General features: G+C 70.8%; 11 protein-coding genes and 5 tRNA genes. 10 read left to right on the top strand and 6 right to left on the bottom strand.

From position 1 onward, the window contains the following. Window positions 1–14: 14 nt before the first annotated feature. Window positions 15–773 (top strand): MerR family transcriptional regulator, encoded by a 759-nt coding sequence (locus ACTMTI_RS43360; protein ID WP_441126641.1) that lies wholly within the window; start codon window positions 15–17, stop codon window positions 771–773. 212 nt (window positions 774–985) lie between these two features. Here the strand turns inward: ACTMTI_RS43360 and ACTMTI_RS43355 are convergent, their stop codons facing one another. Genes ACTMTI_RS43355 through ACTMTI_RS43340 form a run of 4 tightly spaced genes read right to left on the bottom strand, consistent with a single transcriptional unit; the run spans window position 986 to window position 5,465 of the window. Next, window positions 986–3,250, bottom strand: coding sequence for an FtsX-like permease family protein (locus ACTMTI_RS43355; protein ID WP_441126640.1), 2,265 nt, complete (start codon window positions 3,248–3,250; stop codon window positions 986–988). Next, entirely contained in the window at window positions 3,247–3,957 is a 711-nt protein-coding gene (locus ACTMTI_RS43350; protein ID WP_441126639.1) for an ABC transporter ATP-binding protein, read from the bottom strand. The genes ACTMTI_RS43355 and ACTMTI_RS43350 overlap by 4 nt, the downstream gene beginning before the upstream one ends. Further along, window positions 3,954–4,481 carry a PadR family transcriptional regulator gene (locus tag ACTMTI_RS43345; RefSeq protein ID WP_441126638.1) on the bottom strand — a complete coding sequence of 176 codons (528 nt, stop codon included), beginning with the start codon at window positions 4,479–4,481 and terminating at the stop codon, window positions 3,954–3,956. The genes ACTMTI_RS43350 and ACTMTI_RS43345 overlap by 4 nt, the downstream gene beginning before the upstream one ends. A gap of 36 nt (window positions 4,482–4,517) precedes the next feature. Then, window positions 4,518–5,465: a LysR family transcriptional regulator gene (locus ACTMTI_RS43340; protein WP_441126637.1), complete on the bottom strand. Its 948-nt coding sequence runs from the start codon at window positions 5,463–5,465 to the stop codon at window positions 4,518–4,520. A gap of 115 nt (window positions 5,466–5,580) precedes the next feature. Here ACTMTI_RS43340 and dnaE point away from each other — a divergent pair, with 115 nt between their 5' ends. From dnaE to ACTMTI_RS43300, 8 genes are all read left to right on the top strand, one after another. Then, window positions 5,581–9,117 carry a DNA polymerase III subunit alpha gene (gene dnaE, locus ACTMTI_RS43335; protein WP_441126636.1) on the top strand — a complete coding sequence of 1,179 codons (3,537 nt, stop codon included), beginning with the start codon at window positions 5,581–5,583 and terminating at the stop codon, window positions 9,115–9,117. After that, window positions 9,114–9,398 carry a DUF6300 family protein gene (locus ACTMTI_RS43330; RefSeq protein ID WP_441126634.1) on the top strand — a complete coding sequence of 95 codons (285 nt, stop codon included), beginning with the start codon at window positions 9,114–9,116 and terminating at the stop codon, window positions 9,396–9,398. The genes dnaE and ACTMTI_RS43330 overlap by 4 nt, the downstream gene beginning before the upstream one ends. A 379-nt stretch (window positions 9,399–9,777) precedes the next feature. Next, a tRNA-Ala gene (locus ACTMTI_RS43325) sits at window positions 9,778–9,848 on the top strand. Window positions 9,849–9,870: 22 nt separating this feature from the next. Next, window positions 9,871–9,943 (top strand) — tRNA-Leu (locus ACTMTI_RS43320). Window positions 9,944–9,964: 21 nt separating this feature from the next. Further along, a tRNA-Glu gene (locus ACTMTI_RS43315) sits at window positions 9,965–10,037 on the top strand. Between the two features lie 14 nt (window positions 10,038–10,051). Next, window positions 10,052–10,127 (top strand) — tRNA-Arg (locus tag ACTMTI_RS43310). Window positions 10,128–10,140: 13 nt separating this feature from the next. Next, window positions 10,141–10,221 (top strand) — tRNA-Tyr (locus ACTMTI_RS43305). 323 nt (window positions 10,222–10,544) lie between these two features. Then, a complete protein-coding gene (locus ACTMTI_RS43300) occupies window positions 10,545–11,363 on the top strand; it encodes a nitroreductase/quinone reductase family protein (protein WP_441126632.1) in 819 nt (272 codons plus the stop codon). Between the two features lie 42 nt (window positions 11,364–11,405). Here ACTMTI_RS43300 and fdhA read toward each other — a convergent pair whose 3' ends face one another. Both fdhA and ACTMTI_RS43290 read right to left on the bottom strand, forming a co-directional pair. After that, a complete protein-coding gene (gene fdhA / locus ACTMTI_RS43295) occupies window positions 11,406–12,632 on the bottom strand; it encodes a formaldehyde dehydrogenase, glutathione-independent (protein WP_441126631.1) in 1,227 nt (408 codons plus the stop codon). A gap of 50 nt (window positions 12,633–12,682) precedes the next feature. Continuing rightward, a complete protein-coding gene (locus tag ACTMTI_RS43290; RefSeq protein ID WP_441126630.1) occupies window positions 12,683–13,525 on the bottom strand; it encodes an MIP/aquaporin family protein in 843 nt (280 codons plus the stop codon). A 229-nt stretch (window positions 13,526–13,754) separates the two neighbouring features. On the opposite strand from ACTMTI_RS43290, the gene ACTMTI_RS43285 reads away from it, so the two are divergent. Next, complete coding sequence (locus ACTMTI_RS43285) at window positions 13,755–14,324, top strand: helix-turn-helix domain-containing protein (RefSeq protein WP_441126628.1); 570 nt, start codon at window positions 13,755–13,757, stop codon at window positions 14,322–14,324. Window positions 14,325–14,348: the final 24 nt, after the last annotated feature.

Below are 14,348 nucleotides of genomic sequence, written 5' to 3'. Positions count from 1 at the left end.
CTTAACTGTGGGGCATGCGGATCGGAGAGCTGGCCGCGCTGCTGGGAGTGTCGACCCGGACGGTGCGCTACTACCACCACCAGGGCGTGCTGCCCGAGCCACGCCGCCTGGCCAACGGCTACCGCGAGTACGGCATGCGCGACGTCATCGCCTTGGCCCGCGTGCGCCGCCTCATCACTCTCGGCCTGAGCCTGGACGAGGCACGCGACGTCATCGCCGAAGACCGCTCCAGGGAGCTGCCCGAGATCCTCGCCGAGATCGACGCGGACCTGGCCAGGCAGGAGGAGGAGATCCGGGTCAGGCGTCAGCGCCTGGCCGAGGTGCTCCAGCGGGCCGAGGCCGGCACGCTGGGACCGGAGGACACCGTCTCGCCCGACCTGCTGGCCTTCCTGCAGACGGTGGATCTGCCCGCGTCGAAGGCGGCGGCTTGGGACCGCGAGATGCTGATGCTGATGGACACCGTGGCGGCGACCCCGGAGCGGGAACGCGCCTTCGCGATGTTCGACACGCTCGCCGCCGATCCCGAGGTGGCGGCGCGCGGGCACGAGTTCTACCGGCGGCTCGACGAGCTGGCCGCCGCCGAGCCCGACGACCCGAGGATCGCGCCCTTGGCGGCGAGGCTCGCCGACTACAGCGTGCGGCACATGCTGGCCAAGCCCCACCCGGGCTGGCCCGAGTGGGACGCCGGGGTGATCGAGCCGTTCCTTGACGGGCTCGCTCCCGCCCAGGCAGAGGTGATCCGGCAGGCGGTCCGCCTCATCGCCGACCGCTGACTCACCACCCCCGCACCTGCCTACTACCGGTGCCCACACCCGGCTCCCGCCGGCCAGGCTGGAGGAGGTGCTGGCGAGCATCGGGGCCGCGATCGACGCGTTCGGGGGCAGCTTCACGAGGCGTTACGCCGCGGTGGTGGTCACCGCGGCGCGAACCGGCGCCGCCCGCTAGGAGCTGCCCCGGCTTGACCCTGCCGGTGGGGACGCCGGCTCTATTCGAAACGCACGTCGTCAGGCGCGGTCATGCGCTTGAGGAGCGGCAGTCCCGTGGCGATCAACAGCAGAGAGGCGAGCAGACCACCGCCGACGGTCAGAAAGTAGGCGGGCCCCGGCAACGCGGCCGGTGCGCTCCTGATCGCGATCTGGTCGATCAGCGGCTGCGCCACGCCGAGCCCCGCGCCCGCCGCGACCACGGCGGCCACCACCAGGGGCAGCGCCGATTCCAGCAGCACCACCTTGGACAAGGTGCGGGTCGGCGTGCCGCACAGTCTCAGCAGGGTGAACGGCTGCCTGCGCTCCATCAGGCCGCCGGCGACCGCCACCAGGAGGCCGCAGCCCGCGACGAGCAGGGTCAGCACCACGATGGCCAGCGCGATGCGCTCCGCCTGGTCCAGCAGGACCGCCCTGGCCTGGGCGACCTCGGCGAAGGTCTGCGGCGTTTCGGTGCTACCCGACCTGGCCAGGTACGTCGCCAGCAGCGTGCGGACCCGCTCGCGGACCGCCGGATCGGCCACGCCGATCAGCACCCCCGCCAGGCCCAGGCTCGTGGCGGGGGTGGAGGTGGCCGGGCTCTTCGCATGGACGAGCGGGAGCTCCCTGCCGATCGTCAGCATGTTGTCGCCGGTCAGCAGGCGCGAGAAGCGGGTCGCCACGGCCCCGGCGCCTGCGGGGCACCGCCCCAAGGCGGGGAAAAGCGCCAGGCTCTCGCACTCGACGACGCTTCTGAGCAGGAAATCCTGCTCGCACAAGACGCCGCGGGCGCATTCCGGCAGGAGCTCGAGGTTGGCCGGAGGCGCGGGGACGTCCGCGCGTGCGTAGACCGGCAGCACGGTGACGCCGGGGTGGGCGCGCAGCTTGGCGAGGAGCTCGGCCCCGGTCTTCGGCGACAGGGCTTGCTCGCCGCGACCGAACGAGGCACGCAGCACGTTGCTCAGCGTGCCGCCCCCTACCTCCTGCTGGCCCGACACGACCGCCGGCACGATCCCGGCGACCGCCGTGCCGATGAAGACCGCCAGCACGATGCCGTTCACGGAGCGGAAGGCCGCCTTCGGGTCGGCTGCCAGCCGCTGCGCGGCCAGCATCGTCGCCGCGCCGTGCGTGAACCGGGCGGCCAGCCGCGCGGCCAGCATCGTCAGCCAGGGCCCGCCCACCACCAGTCCCACCATGATCAGTGCGAGGCCGGTGTCGACCAGCACCGCGTTCGGTTCGTTGTCCGTGCCCCAGAACACCGGCCCCGCGAACAGGCCCAGGCCGGCCGGCAGTGGAAGCATCCGCCACCACCTGGGCGCGGACGCCGGCGCCTTCCGCGCCGCGCCGAGTGGTGAGATCCGTATCCGGCGCAGCGACCACAGGGCGGCGCAGGCGGCCGCGATCGGCACCCCGGCCAGGACGGCGGCGTACTGGAGCGCGGACGGGGCCACCGTCTCGGGGAAGAAACGGGACCCGGTGATCGTCACAGCGGCGACGGCCGGCCGTACCGCCTGGAAGATCGCGACCCCGGCCAGCGTGCCGAGCAGAGCCCCCGCCGCGGCGTCCACCGACGCGATGGCGTTGATCTGCCGGGACGTGGCGCCCACCAGCCTGATCGCGGCGAAACGCGCCTCGCGGCGGGCGGCGGCCAGGCGCGTGGCCGTGCCGATGAGCACGAGCAGCGGCACGATCAGGCCGATCGCGGCCAGGCCGAACCCCTGCCGGTAGAGCGCCGTGGTGTCGTCGGCGACGGGCCCGGTGGCGATGGTGCCGGCCACGACGGTGCCGGCCATGGCGGCGACCTGCTCCGGGGCCTGCCCGATGACGACCACCAGGTCGTCTGGGCCGGACAGCGCCGCCGGGCCGATGAGGCCGGCCCGCGTGCCGGGGAACCGGTCGGCGAGTTGCCCGCGCGGCACCGAGTCCAGCAGCTCGGCAAGGGCGGGGGAGGCGTAGTACCGGCCCGCATCGGGCATTTCCGGGATGCCCGGGATGGCGGGCGCTTGAGGGCCGGGCGCGGCCACGTCCAGCCGCTTGATCGTCCGGCCGGAGTAGGAGTCCCGGCGGTAGTTCCACAGCGTGGCGCCCTGAGCCGTGCCGCTGGGCGCCGAGCCGGTCGTGCACTCCCAGCACGGGCGGCTCGCGGTGGACTGGAAGGCGTTGAACAGCGACAGCGTGGACAGCAGCACCACGACGCCGGTCGCGACCGCCGCGGTGACGAGCGCCAGCCGGACGGCCGCGGCCCTGCCGCCGCGCAGCGACAGCCGCAGCCCCAGCCAGATCGTCATCGGGCGACCTCGCTGGCGTAGGGGTCGGTGACCCTGCCGTCGCGGACGATGACCTCCCGGCCGGCGCAGGCGGCCACGCGGGCTTCGTGGGTCACCACGATCACGGTCGTGCCCTCCTGGCGGGCCAGGCCGACCAGCAGCTCCATGACCTTCTCGCCGGTCAGGGAGTCCAGCGCGCCGGTCGGCTCGTCGGCGAAGACCACCTGGGGCCCGGTCACCAGCGCCCGGGCGATCGCCACCCGCTGCGCCTGGCCGCCCGACAACTCCCCGGTACGCCGGTCCCGTAGATCGGCCAGCTCCAGCCGGTCCAGCCAGGAAACGGCACGCCGGTAGGCCTGCCCGCGTCTGACCCGGCCGAGCAGCAGCGGCAGGGCGACGTTGTCGGCCACGGTCAGCTCCGGCACCAGCTGCCCGAACTGGAAGACGAAGCCGAACGCGGTGCGCCGCAGCTCCGACCGCCTGTGGTCGCTCAGCGTGTCCAGCCGCCGCCCGTCCAACCACACCTCGCCCGCGTCCGGGGTGAAGATCCCGGCCAGGCAGTGCAGCAGCGTCGACTTGCCCGAACCGCTCGGGCCCATGACGGCCACGATCTCGCCGGCCCTCACCGACAGGCTCGCCTCGCGCAGCGCGGGCGTGTGGCCGTACGAGCGCGAGATCCGGCGGGCCTCGATCAGCGGGCTCGGCACGGGAACGCCGTCGATCGTCATGAGCCGCGCACCGTTTCCGCCAGCGCCGCCAACCGGGCCGAGGTGACGTCGATCCAGCGCAGGTCGGCCTCCAGGTGGAACATGCCGTGATCGGCCAGCAGCGCGTCCACCAGCGCGCCGCCGCGCTTGATCTCCGACAGCTCGCGCATGCGCCGCAGGTGCGTGGCCCGCTGAGCGTCCAGGTAGCCCGCCGCATCCTGGCCCAGCATCAGCGCCAGGACGACCTTGGTGAACAGCACCGTCTGCAGGTACGGCTCCGCCGCGACCGGCTCGGCCAGCCACACCTCGACCTCCTGCTTGCCGACGGGCGTGATCGTGTAGCGCTTGCGGTCCGGGCCGGCGCCCGGCTCGCTCTGCCCGGCGATGACCTTGCCGTCCCTGGCCAGCCGGCCGAGCGTCGAGTAGACCTGGCCGAAGGGCAGCGGCTTGCCCCTGCCGAAGTAGGTGTCGTAGTCGCGCTTCAGGTCATATCCGTAGCTCGGCTCGCGATCGAGCAGGCCGAGCAGGGCAAGGGGAACACTCATGCCGGCGACTATATGCCCGGTGTATATACGTGGCGGTTAAGGCCTCGCCCGATCCCGGGTGAAGGCGGCGTGGTCGGCGTCGGGCAGCCACTGATGGGCCGGGTCAAGCGGTCGGCGGCGCGCCACGAGGTGGCGGGTGAGCAGGTCGAGCGCGGGATGCTGGTTCTGCCGGTGCCGCAGCAGCGACCACGGGTAGACGGGCACCGGGGCGGTGATCGGGATCTGGACGACGTCCGGATGCCAGGGCAGCCGCGTTCCCTCTCCGGCGAAGCCGATGCGCCCGCCGGAGCCGATCGTCTCCACATAGTGCTCGTAGCCGAAGTGCGGCCCGGAGGTGTCGATCCGGATGCCGAACGCGGCCCCCAGCAGCCGGTAGAACTCGGCCCACTCGCTGCCCTCGGCGTTGCCCGGCATCCACGCCGTCGCCCCCGCAAGCTCGGCCGTCTCCACGCGCTCCCGACCGGCGAACCGGTGCCCGCGGCCGGCCAGCAGGTGCACCGGCTCCAGGTGCACCGGCACGCAGTCGATCATGTCGTCCAGCGGCCCGGGCACCCGGCACAGGACCGCGTCCACCGCTCCGCGGGCCAGCGCGTCACGCGCGCTCCTGAACCCGTCGGAGGTGACGATGTCGACCTCCACGCCGTCGACGGCCTGATGGAACCCCCTGATCAGATCGATGGAGGCGAGCCGGGTGTCCAGCACGTCCACCCGCAGCGCGCGGCGCCGGCCGCGAAGCAGCTCCACCGCCTGGTCCGCGATGCCGACCAGGGCGCGGGCGTGGACCAGGAACGCCCGGCCGTCCTCGGTGAGATCGGCGCCGTTGCGCGACCGGTAGAACAGCGTCAGCCCCAGGTCGGACTCCAGCCGCGCGATCCGCTTGGAGACCGCCTGCTGGCTGATCCCCAGCCGGATCGCCGCCTCGCCGAAATAGCGGTCCTCGGCGACGGCCACGAAGGCGCGCACCGCGCCCAGCTCAAGCTCCATTCCACCACCAACGGTTGTGGCCGGCCAGCGTGTCGGTTGTTGGACAGCCCCTCCCAAGCTCGGGTCGAATGCTCGGGTTGCCGCAAGAGACTACAACCATGAGGGGTGGAAGCCGGTGGGGTCCTTCGTACACCTGCACGTGCACACCGAGTACAGCATGCTCGACGGCGCGGCCAAGGTCGGCCCGCTCATGGACGAGGTGTCCAGGCTGAGGATGCCGGCCGTGGCGATGAGCGACCACGGGAACGTGCACGGCGCGTACGAGTTCTACCAGCAGGCCCGCAAGCAGGGCGTCAAGCCGATCATCGGCATCGAGGCGTACGTGGCGCCGGGATCCCGGCACCGCCGGCAGCCGGTGTTCTACAGCGACAACCTGGCACTACGCAGGTCCGACGACGACACCGGCGAGGGCGGAGACGTCTCCGGGCGCGGCCTGTACACGCACATGACCATGTGGGCGGCCGACGCGCGGGGGCTGCGGAACCTGTTCCGGCTGCAGTCGCGCGCCTGGCTGGAGGGACACGTCCAGAAATATCCCCGCATGGATGATGAGCTGCTCGCCGCGCACGGCCAGAGCATCATCGCCACCACCGGCTGCCCCTCGGGCGAGGTGCAGACCAGGCTGCGGCTCGGCCAGTACGACCAGGCCGTCGCGGCCGCCGCCCGCTACCGCGACATCTTCGGCCCCGGCAACTACTTCCTGGAGCTGATGGACCACGGCCTGGCCATCGAGCGCCGGGTCCGCGACGACCTGCTGAAGCTCGGCAAGCACCTCGGGCTGCCGCCGCTGGCCACCAACGACTCCCACTACGTCACCGAGGACCAGGCCGCGGCGCACGACGCGCTGCTGTGCATCGGCACCGGCAAGCGGCTGGCCGACGCCGGCCGCTTCCGGTTCAGCGGCAGCGGCTACTACGTCAAGCCGGCCGCGGAGATGCGGGCGCTGTGGGACGCCGAGGTGCCGGGCGCGTGCGACAACACGCTGCTGGTGGCCGAGCGGGTCGGCGACTACGGGGAGGTGTTCGCGCACCGGGATCTGACGCCGCGCTTCCCCGTACCCGAAGGCGAGAGCGAGTCCAGCTGGCTGCGCGAGGAGACACTGCGGGGCGCACGCCGCCGCTACGGTGGCGACCCGCCTCAGGAGGTGCTGGACCGCATCGACTACGAGCTGGGCGTGATCGACGCGATGGGCTTTCCCGGCTACTTCCTGGTGGTCTCCGACATCTGCCGGTACGCCCGCGAGCACGGCATCGGCCTCGGCCCCGGACGTGGCTCGGCCACCGGGTCGATGGTCGCGTACTGCACGGGCATCACCGAGCTCGACCCCATCGAGCACAAGCTGATCTTCGAGCGGTTCCTCAACCCCGAGCGGATCACGATGCCCGACGTCGACCTGGACTTCGACGACCGCCGCCGGGACGAGATGATCGACTATGTCACCCGCAGGTACGGCGAGGACCGGGTCTGCCAGATCGTCACGTTCGGCACGATCAAGGCCAAGGCCGCCATCAAGGACTCCTGCCGGGTTCTCGGCCTGCCGTACGCGCTGGGCGACCGCATCACCAAGGCGTTCCCCGCCGCGGTCGGCGGCAAGGAGATCCCGCTGGCCGCCATCCACGACGAAAGCCACCCACGCCACGGTGAGGCGGCCGAGCTGCGCGCCATGTACGAGCAGGACCCCGACGTCAAGCGGGTGATCGACACCGCGGCCGGCGTCGAGGGCCTCACCCGCGGCACCGGCATCCACGCGGCCGGCGTGATCTTGTCGGCCGAGCCGCTGATCGACGTGCTGCCGCTGGTCAAGCCCAAGGCGGACGGCCCGGTCATCACCGGTTTCCCCTTCACGCAGGCCGAGGACATGGGCCTGCTGAAGATGGACTTCCTGGGCCTGCGCAACCTCACCGTCATCGGCGACGCGATCGCGAACGTCCGCGCCAACAAGGGCGTCGACATCGACATCCTGAACGTGCCGCTCGACGACGCGAAGACGTACGAGCTGCTGGCACGCGGCGACACACTCGGCGTGTTCCAGCTCGACGGCGGCGGCATGCGCACGCTGCTGAAGCTGATGCGGCCCACCGAGTTCACCGACATCGCGGCCGTCTCCGCGCTCTACCGTCCGGGCCCGATGGAGATGAACGCCCACACCAACTACGCCCTGCGCAAGACCGGCAGGCAGCGGGTCGAGCCGATCCACCCGGAGCTGGCCGAGGCGCTGGAACCCATCCTGGGCGACACCTACCACCTGGTCGTCTTCCAGGAGCAGGTCATGGCCATCGCCCAGCAGCTGGCCGGCTACTCCCTCGGCGGCGCCGACATGCTGCGCAGGGCCATGGGCAAGAAGAAGAAGGAGGTCCTGGACGCCGAGTGGGACCGGTTCGCGGCGGGCATGCGTGAGCGCGGCTTCTCCGGCGAGGCGATCAAGGCGGTCTGGGACGTCCTGGTCCCCTTCAGCGGCTACGGCTTCAACAAGTCGCACACCGCCGGATACGGCCTGGTGTCGTACTGGACGGCGTACCTCAAGGCGAACCACCCCTGCGAATACCTGGCCGCGCTGCTCACCTCCGTCGGCGACGACAAGGACAAGATGGCGGTCTACCTGTCGGACTGCCGCCGCCTGGGCATCCGGGTGCTGCCGCCCGACGTCAACGCCAGCGGTCTGGATTTCGCCGCGGTCGGCGCCGACATCCGTTTCGGCCTGGGCGCGGTACGCAACGTCGGCGCCAACGTCGTCGACGCCATCGTCACCACCCGCGCCGCCAAGGGCCGTTACACCGGCTTCAACGACTTCCTGGACAAGGTCCCGTCCGTCGTCTGCAACAAACGCGTCATCGAGTCGCTGGCCAAGGCGGGGGCGTTCGACAGCCTGGGGCATCACCGCGCGGCCCTGGTCGCCGTCCACGAGCAGGCCGTCGACGCAGTCGTCGACGTCAAGCGCAACGCGGCCCACGGCCAGGACTCGCTGTTCGGCGAGCCCGGCCAGGCCGGCGCCTTCTCGATCGCCATCCCGGAGGGGGAGTGGGACAAGGCGACGCTGCTGGCGTTCGAGCGGGAGATGCTCGGCCTGTACGTCTCCAGCCATCCGCTCGACGGCGCGGAACACGTCCTGGACGCCAACCGCGACACCACGATCGCGGGCCTGCTGGCCTCCGGGCGGCCCGAGGGCCCGGCGCGGATCAGCGGCATCATCTCCGGCCTGCAGCGCAAGGTCACCAAGCAGGGCAGCCCGTGGGCGATCGTCACCCTGGAAGACCACGACGCCTCCGTGGAGTGCCTGGTCTTCCCCAAGAGCTACATCCTGTACGGCGAGGTGCTGGCCGAGGACCGGGTGGTGGCCGTCCGCGGCCGGATCAACGTACGTGACGAGACGATGAGCGTGTACGCCGAGGACGTCACCCCGCTCTCCGTGACCACCGCCGAGCCGCCCGTGGTGATCTCGATCCAGGAGAACCGCTTGAGCCCGCGCCTGGTCCGGGAGTTCAAGCACATCCTCACCGCCCATCCCGGCGGCGCCCCCGTTCACCTGCGGCTGCACCGCCAGCGCGGCAAGGGCGTGCTGCTGGATCTGGAACCGTTCCGGGTCAGCGCGGAGCCCGCGTTCTACGGCGATGTCAAGGCGTTGCTGGGCCTCAACGCGATCGGCACGTCATGACGGCCTGTCCGCGCTGCCGTGGCGGCGACGTGCTGGCCGTCGCACGGGTCCCGCACGGCTGGACGACGGCGACGGGCAAGCGCGTGCGGGGGAGCGCCGAGGTCGTTCTGTGCGCCCGCTGCGACGCCGCCGACCCGGTCGTGGCGCGGCTCCTCAACGCAGTGACGGTGGAGGACCTGGCCGGCCCGCTGCGTTGCTGGCTGGCGCGGGCCCGGCCTCCGGCACTGGACGAGGAAGCGCTGGAGGCCGAGATCGAGGCCTCACGCCGGGGCGAGCTGTGACGCTGCCTGCACCTCCCTCCTCCCGATCATCGTGTCCCCGTAGCGCGCCCGCGTGGCCGGGGAACGTGGAATGAGCCCGATAAATGAGTGGCATCCGCCGGATGCCGCCGGTTACGGTTGACCACGTCGAACGAAAAGGGGCGGATTCCAGCCGCCCCCGCAACGCAAAGAGAAAGGCCAGTCATGCGCTTCGCAGCCGCCGCACTTGAGCAGGAACGGCGCTTTTATCGCCGCCCTGCGGCGCTCGGCTGCGCCCGCGCCGGGCGGGCCTCCGGATAATCCTCGCGCAAGGAGCATCCGAAGGCCGCCGGGACCCACCCAGGCGGCCTTTCTCTTTCCTGCGCACACTTCTGACAACTCCACAGCGGAAGACATTCATGGGCTGATGGTGAAAAGGCATCACACCTGCCTTGCAAGCAGGAGTTCGGGTTTCGAGATCCCGTCGGTCCACGCGGCAGATGCCCGATCTCAAGCGTCCGTAGCCCAATGGGAGAGGCACCGGCCTAAGGAGCCGGACGGTGCGGGTTCGAATCCCGCCGGACGTACGATCCTCCTTTTCGAGGAATGCCCCGTTGGTCTAGCGGTCAGGACGCCCGGCTTTCAACCGGGAAATCGCCGGTTCGAGTCCGGTACGGGGTACGACTACCATTTTTGGCCTTATAGCTCAATGGGATAGAGCGCCGGCCTACGAAGCCGGGTCTGTTGCAGGTTCGAGTCCTGCTGGGGCCACCTGTCATTTCTCGCGCGAGCCGGGCACGTGGCGAGCCCATCCGCCTGTAAAGCGGACGCTTCGGCTGTGGCGGTTCGACTCCGTCCTCGCGCACGATCCGCCTCGATCCGGCGGGGGCCGGGGCGGCCCCGGTGTCTTCCGCTGTGGAGCCGGAGGGGTTGACAGCTCTCGCGAAGATCACGTTTAATAGCGGCCGCGTCGCGTGACGCCGGCCTGGAGAACGGCGGCGGCATGGAGGCGCCGACTCAAAGGAGATGACGCTGTGACCACTCACATCATCGGTCGTGCCTGAGCGCATAGCGCCCGCGCGTCATCTCATGCCATCGGCGGTGTAGTCGACCCGTCGAGCCTCCGGCATGCCGTGCGGGTTTCCCCTTGTCATCGACACCCATCCCGCCTGGAGTGCGAAAACCCGTATGCCCATTGACTTCAACCAGCAGATCATCGAGAAGTTCCGTGCCAACGCGGGCGAGGTCGGCGCCCCCTTCGAGGGAGCCAGGCTGCTCCTGCTGACGACCATCGGAGCGAGGACGGGCGCGCCCCGTACGACCCCGCTCGGCTACCTGCCCGACGGCGACCGCATCCTCATCATCGCCTCGGCGGGCGGCTCGCCCAGGCATCCGGCCTGGTACCACAACCTGCTCGCCAACCCGGACGTCACCGTGGAGGACGGCGTCTTCACCTATCCGGCGAGGGCGGTCGTGCTGGCGGGCGAGGAGCGTGAGCGTGTGTTCGCCCGCGCCGTGGAGGCCGACCCCGGCTGGGGCGAGTACGAGACCAGGTCGGGCCGGGCCCTGCCGGTGGTCGCGCTGGTCCCGGGCGACGCCGGGCCGCCCTCGGGCCCCATCGGAGACCTGCTCAAACAGCTGCACGACGGCTTCCGCAAGGAGCTGGCCCGGATCCGCGGGGAGGTCGCCGCCTCGGGGCCGCGGGTGGTCGCGCAGCTGCGCGTCAACTGCCTGACCATGTGCCACAACCTGCACGTGCATCATTCGCATGAGGACAACGGCATGTTGCCCGGGTTGGAGAGGCGCTATCCGGAGCTGGCGCCGGTCCTGGAACGGCTGCGTGCCGAGCACGTGGTCGTCCAGCGGCTGCTCGAGCAGCTCAAGACCCTCCTGGGCGCCGACGACGTGGCTCCTGAGGCGCTCCTGAGCGAGGTGGACCGGCTCATCGGTGAGCTCGAGGCCCATCTGGACTACGAGGAGGAGCAGCTCGTACCGCTGCTGAACTGACCCATGGCCCCGCGGCGTCCGCGGGGCCATGGACAGCGCGGGCTAGGCCGCCGCCCTGGTGAGCATGCCGTGCGGGTCGAGCACGTACTTGCGGGCGGCTCCCTCGTCGAACTCGTGGTACCCCTGCGGCGCCTGGTCCAGCGGGATCGCTGTGGCGTTGACCGCCTTCGCGATCTGCACCCGGTCGTGCAGGATCGCCTGCATGAGCTGGCGGTTGTAGCGCATGACCGGGCACTGGCCGGTGACGAAGCTGTGCGACTTCGCCCAGCCGAGGCCGATCCGGATGGACAGCGACCCCTGTTTGGCGGCCTCGTCCGGCGCGCCCGGGTCTCCGGTCACGTACAGACCGGGGATGCCGAGGCCGCCACCGGCCCTGGTGACATCCATGAGCGTGTTGAGCACGGTGGCCGGGCGCTCCATCTCCGACTCGCGGCCGTGCCCGCGCGCCTCGAAGCCGACCGCGTCGACTGCGCAGTCCACTTCCGGCTCGCCGAGGATGTGCATGATCTGCTCCTTCGGCTCGCCCAGGGCGACGTTGATGGTCTCGCAGCCGAAGCTGTGAGCCTGGTCGAGGCGTTCTTTGTTCAGGTCGGCGACGATGACCACGGCGGCGCCGAGCAGGAACGCCGAGGCGGCCGCGGCCAGGCCGACCGGGCCGGCGCCGGCGATGTAGACGCTCAATCCCGGCTTCACCCCCGCGCTCACACAGCCGTGGAACCCCGTCGGGAAGATGTCCGCGAGCATGGCCAGGTCGAGGATCTTCTCCATCGCCCGGTCCTTGTCGGGGAACTTCAGCAGGTTCCAGTCGGCGTACGGGACCAGGACGTACTGGGCCTGCCCGCCGACCCAGCCGCCCATGTCGACGTAGCCGTACGCCGAGCCGGGCCGGTCCGGGTTGACGTTCTCGCAGACTCCGGTCTTGCCCTCCTTGCAGTTGCGGCAGCGGCCGCAGGCGATGTTGAACGGTACGGACACCAGGTCGCCGATCTTGATGTACTCCACGTCGGGACCTGTCTCGACGACCTCGCCGGTGATCTCATGGCCGAGGATGAGACCCTGGGGCGCTGTGGTGCGGCCGCGGACCATGTGCTGGTCGCTGCCGCAGATGTTCGTCGCGACCGTCTTGAGGATCGCGGCGTGCGGCAGCTTGCGGCCGACGTTGGCCGGGTTGACTCCGGGGCCGTCCTGGAGCTCGAACGTGGGATAGTCGGTTTCGCGTACGTCGACCATGCCTGGACCGTTGTAGACGACTCCCTTATTGCCGGGCATGACGATCCCTTCCTTGCTCGAAAGCGGCGGGCGAACGGTCGTTCACGGCTTCATCGATCACCTCCCCGGCCGAGATGCCAGTGCCGGCGGGCGTGCCCGACGCGGTCGCGGATCTGTTCGTCGTGCGGCACGCGGGCCTCGGGCACCTGAAGCGCCTTCCGGGCGCCGGGTATCTCCGGTGTCTCACGGGCCGGGCGGGCGACCAGGTCGTACACGACGACGGCCAGGACCGCACCGATGATGGGACCGGCGAGGTACACGCCGATCTGCGCCCATGGCGTGTCACCGCCGAACAGGCTGTTCACCAGATAGGGCCCGAAGGTGCGGGCCGGGTTGACCGAGCCGTTCGTCGCCGGGCCGAGCACGAAGATCTCGCCGGCCACCGCCAGCCCGATCATCAGCCCGGCCCAGCCGGTCGGCGCCCGCCGGTCGACCGCCAGGGCCATGATCGTCAGCACCAGGAGGAACGTGCCGAGTGCCTCGAGCAGGATGCCCTGTGCGTAGTTCACGCCCACGCCGAGCTGGGTCAGGCCGACGCCGCCGGGCTTGATGGCCTCCCGGCCGAAACCGCCCACGATGAACAGCCCGCCGACGACCGCACCGGCGAACTGGGCGATGATGTAGAGCGGCACCTCGGCCCACGGGAATCGGCGTCCCGCGGCGAGCGCGATGGTGACCGCTGGGTTGATGTGCGCCCCTGAGACGGGGCCGAACGCGTAGATGACGATCGCGACGACCACGGCGAAAGACAGCGAGATGATGCCGAGCCCGGCGTAGTCCAGGCGGCCGCTGCCGAAGACGAGTGCCGCCACGACCGAACCGGCGCCGAAGAGGACCAGCAACATCGTTCCGATGGCTTCCGCGGCGAGCCGGCGCGGAAGGTCTCCAACCATCGCTCCCCCCGAGTGACGATGGTTTGTCCCCTAAGTCTGAATTTACTCGGGGTTCCCGCTACCTCCTGCCGACCAAGCCCCTGCGCCGGTAAAACCCCGGAAACAGATGTCCCGTGCGGCTCGGCGCCCCGTCCCGGCCCGCCGGATTCACCTCAGGAGCGCTCGGCAGCCACTCGCGCACGGCTCTCAGCGATCCCAAACATCTCACATTCGGGATAAACTCCCAAATATGAGAGACACTATGGCGGAGTTGGACGTCCGGCTGGCCGAGCGGCTGGCGGAGCTGCGTGTCGATCGTGGCTGGTCGCTGGAGGAGCTGGCGAGCCGGTCGGGGATCAGCCGTTCGACGCTGTCCCGCCTGGAGCGCGGGGAGATCAGCCCGACCGCGGCCCTGCTCAACAAGCTCTGCGCGGCCTATGAGCGGACGATGTCGTGGCTGCTGGCCGAGGTGGAGTCCGAGCCGCCGCAGCTGGTACGGGCCGAGGCCCAGCCGGTGTGGCGCGACGAGGAGTCCGGTTTCGTACGCCGCTCGGTGTCCCCGCCCCACCCGGGCCTGCGTGGCGAGGTCATCGAGGCGACCCTGGAGGCCGGCGCGGACATCGCCTACGACGCGCCGCCGGTCGCCGGGCTCGAGCAGCACATCTGGGTGCTGGAGGGGAGCCTGGAGATCACCGCGAACGGCCGCGGGCACACCGTCGAGGCGGGCGACTGCCTGCGCTTCCGGCTGTGGGGCGCCTCGCGTTTCCGCTGCCCGGGACCGGCCCCGGTACGTTACGCGCTGCTGGTCGTCCTGCCCTGACCGGCACGGAAAGCTGAGGAAACG

This window comes from Nonomuraea sp. H19, from assembly GCF_052068215.1.
Classification (GTDB): domain Bacteria; phylum Actinomycetota; class Actinomycetes; order Streptosporangiales; family Streptosporangiaceae; genus Nonomuraea.
Note: the sequence above shows the minus strand (reverse complement) of the source record. Positions and strands in the feature narration are given on the sequence as shown.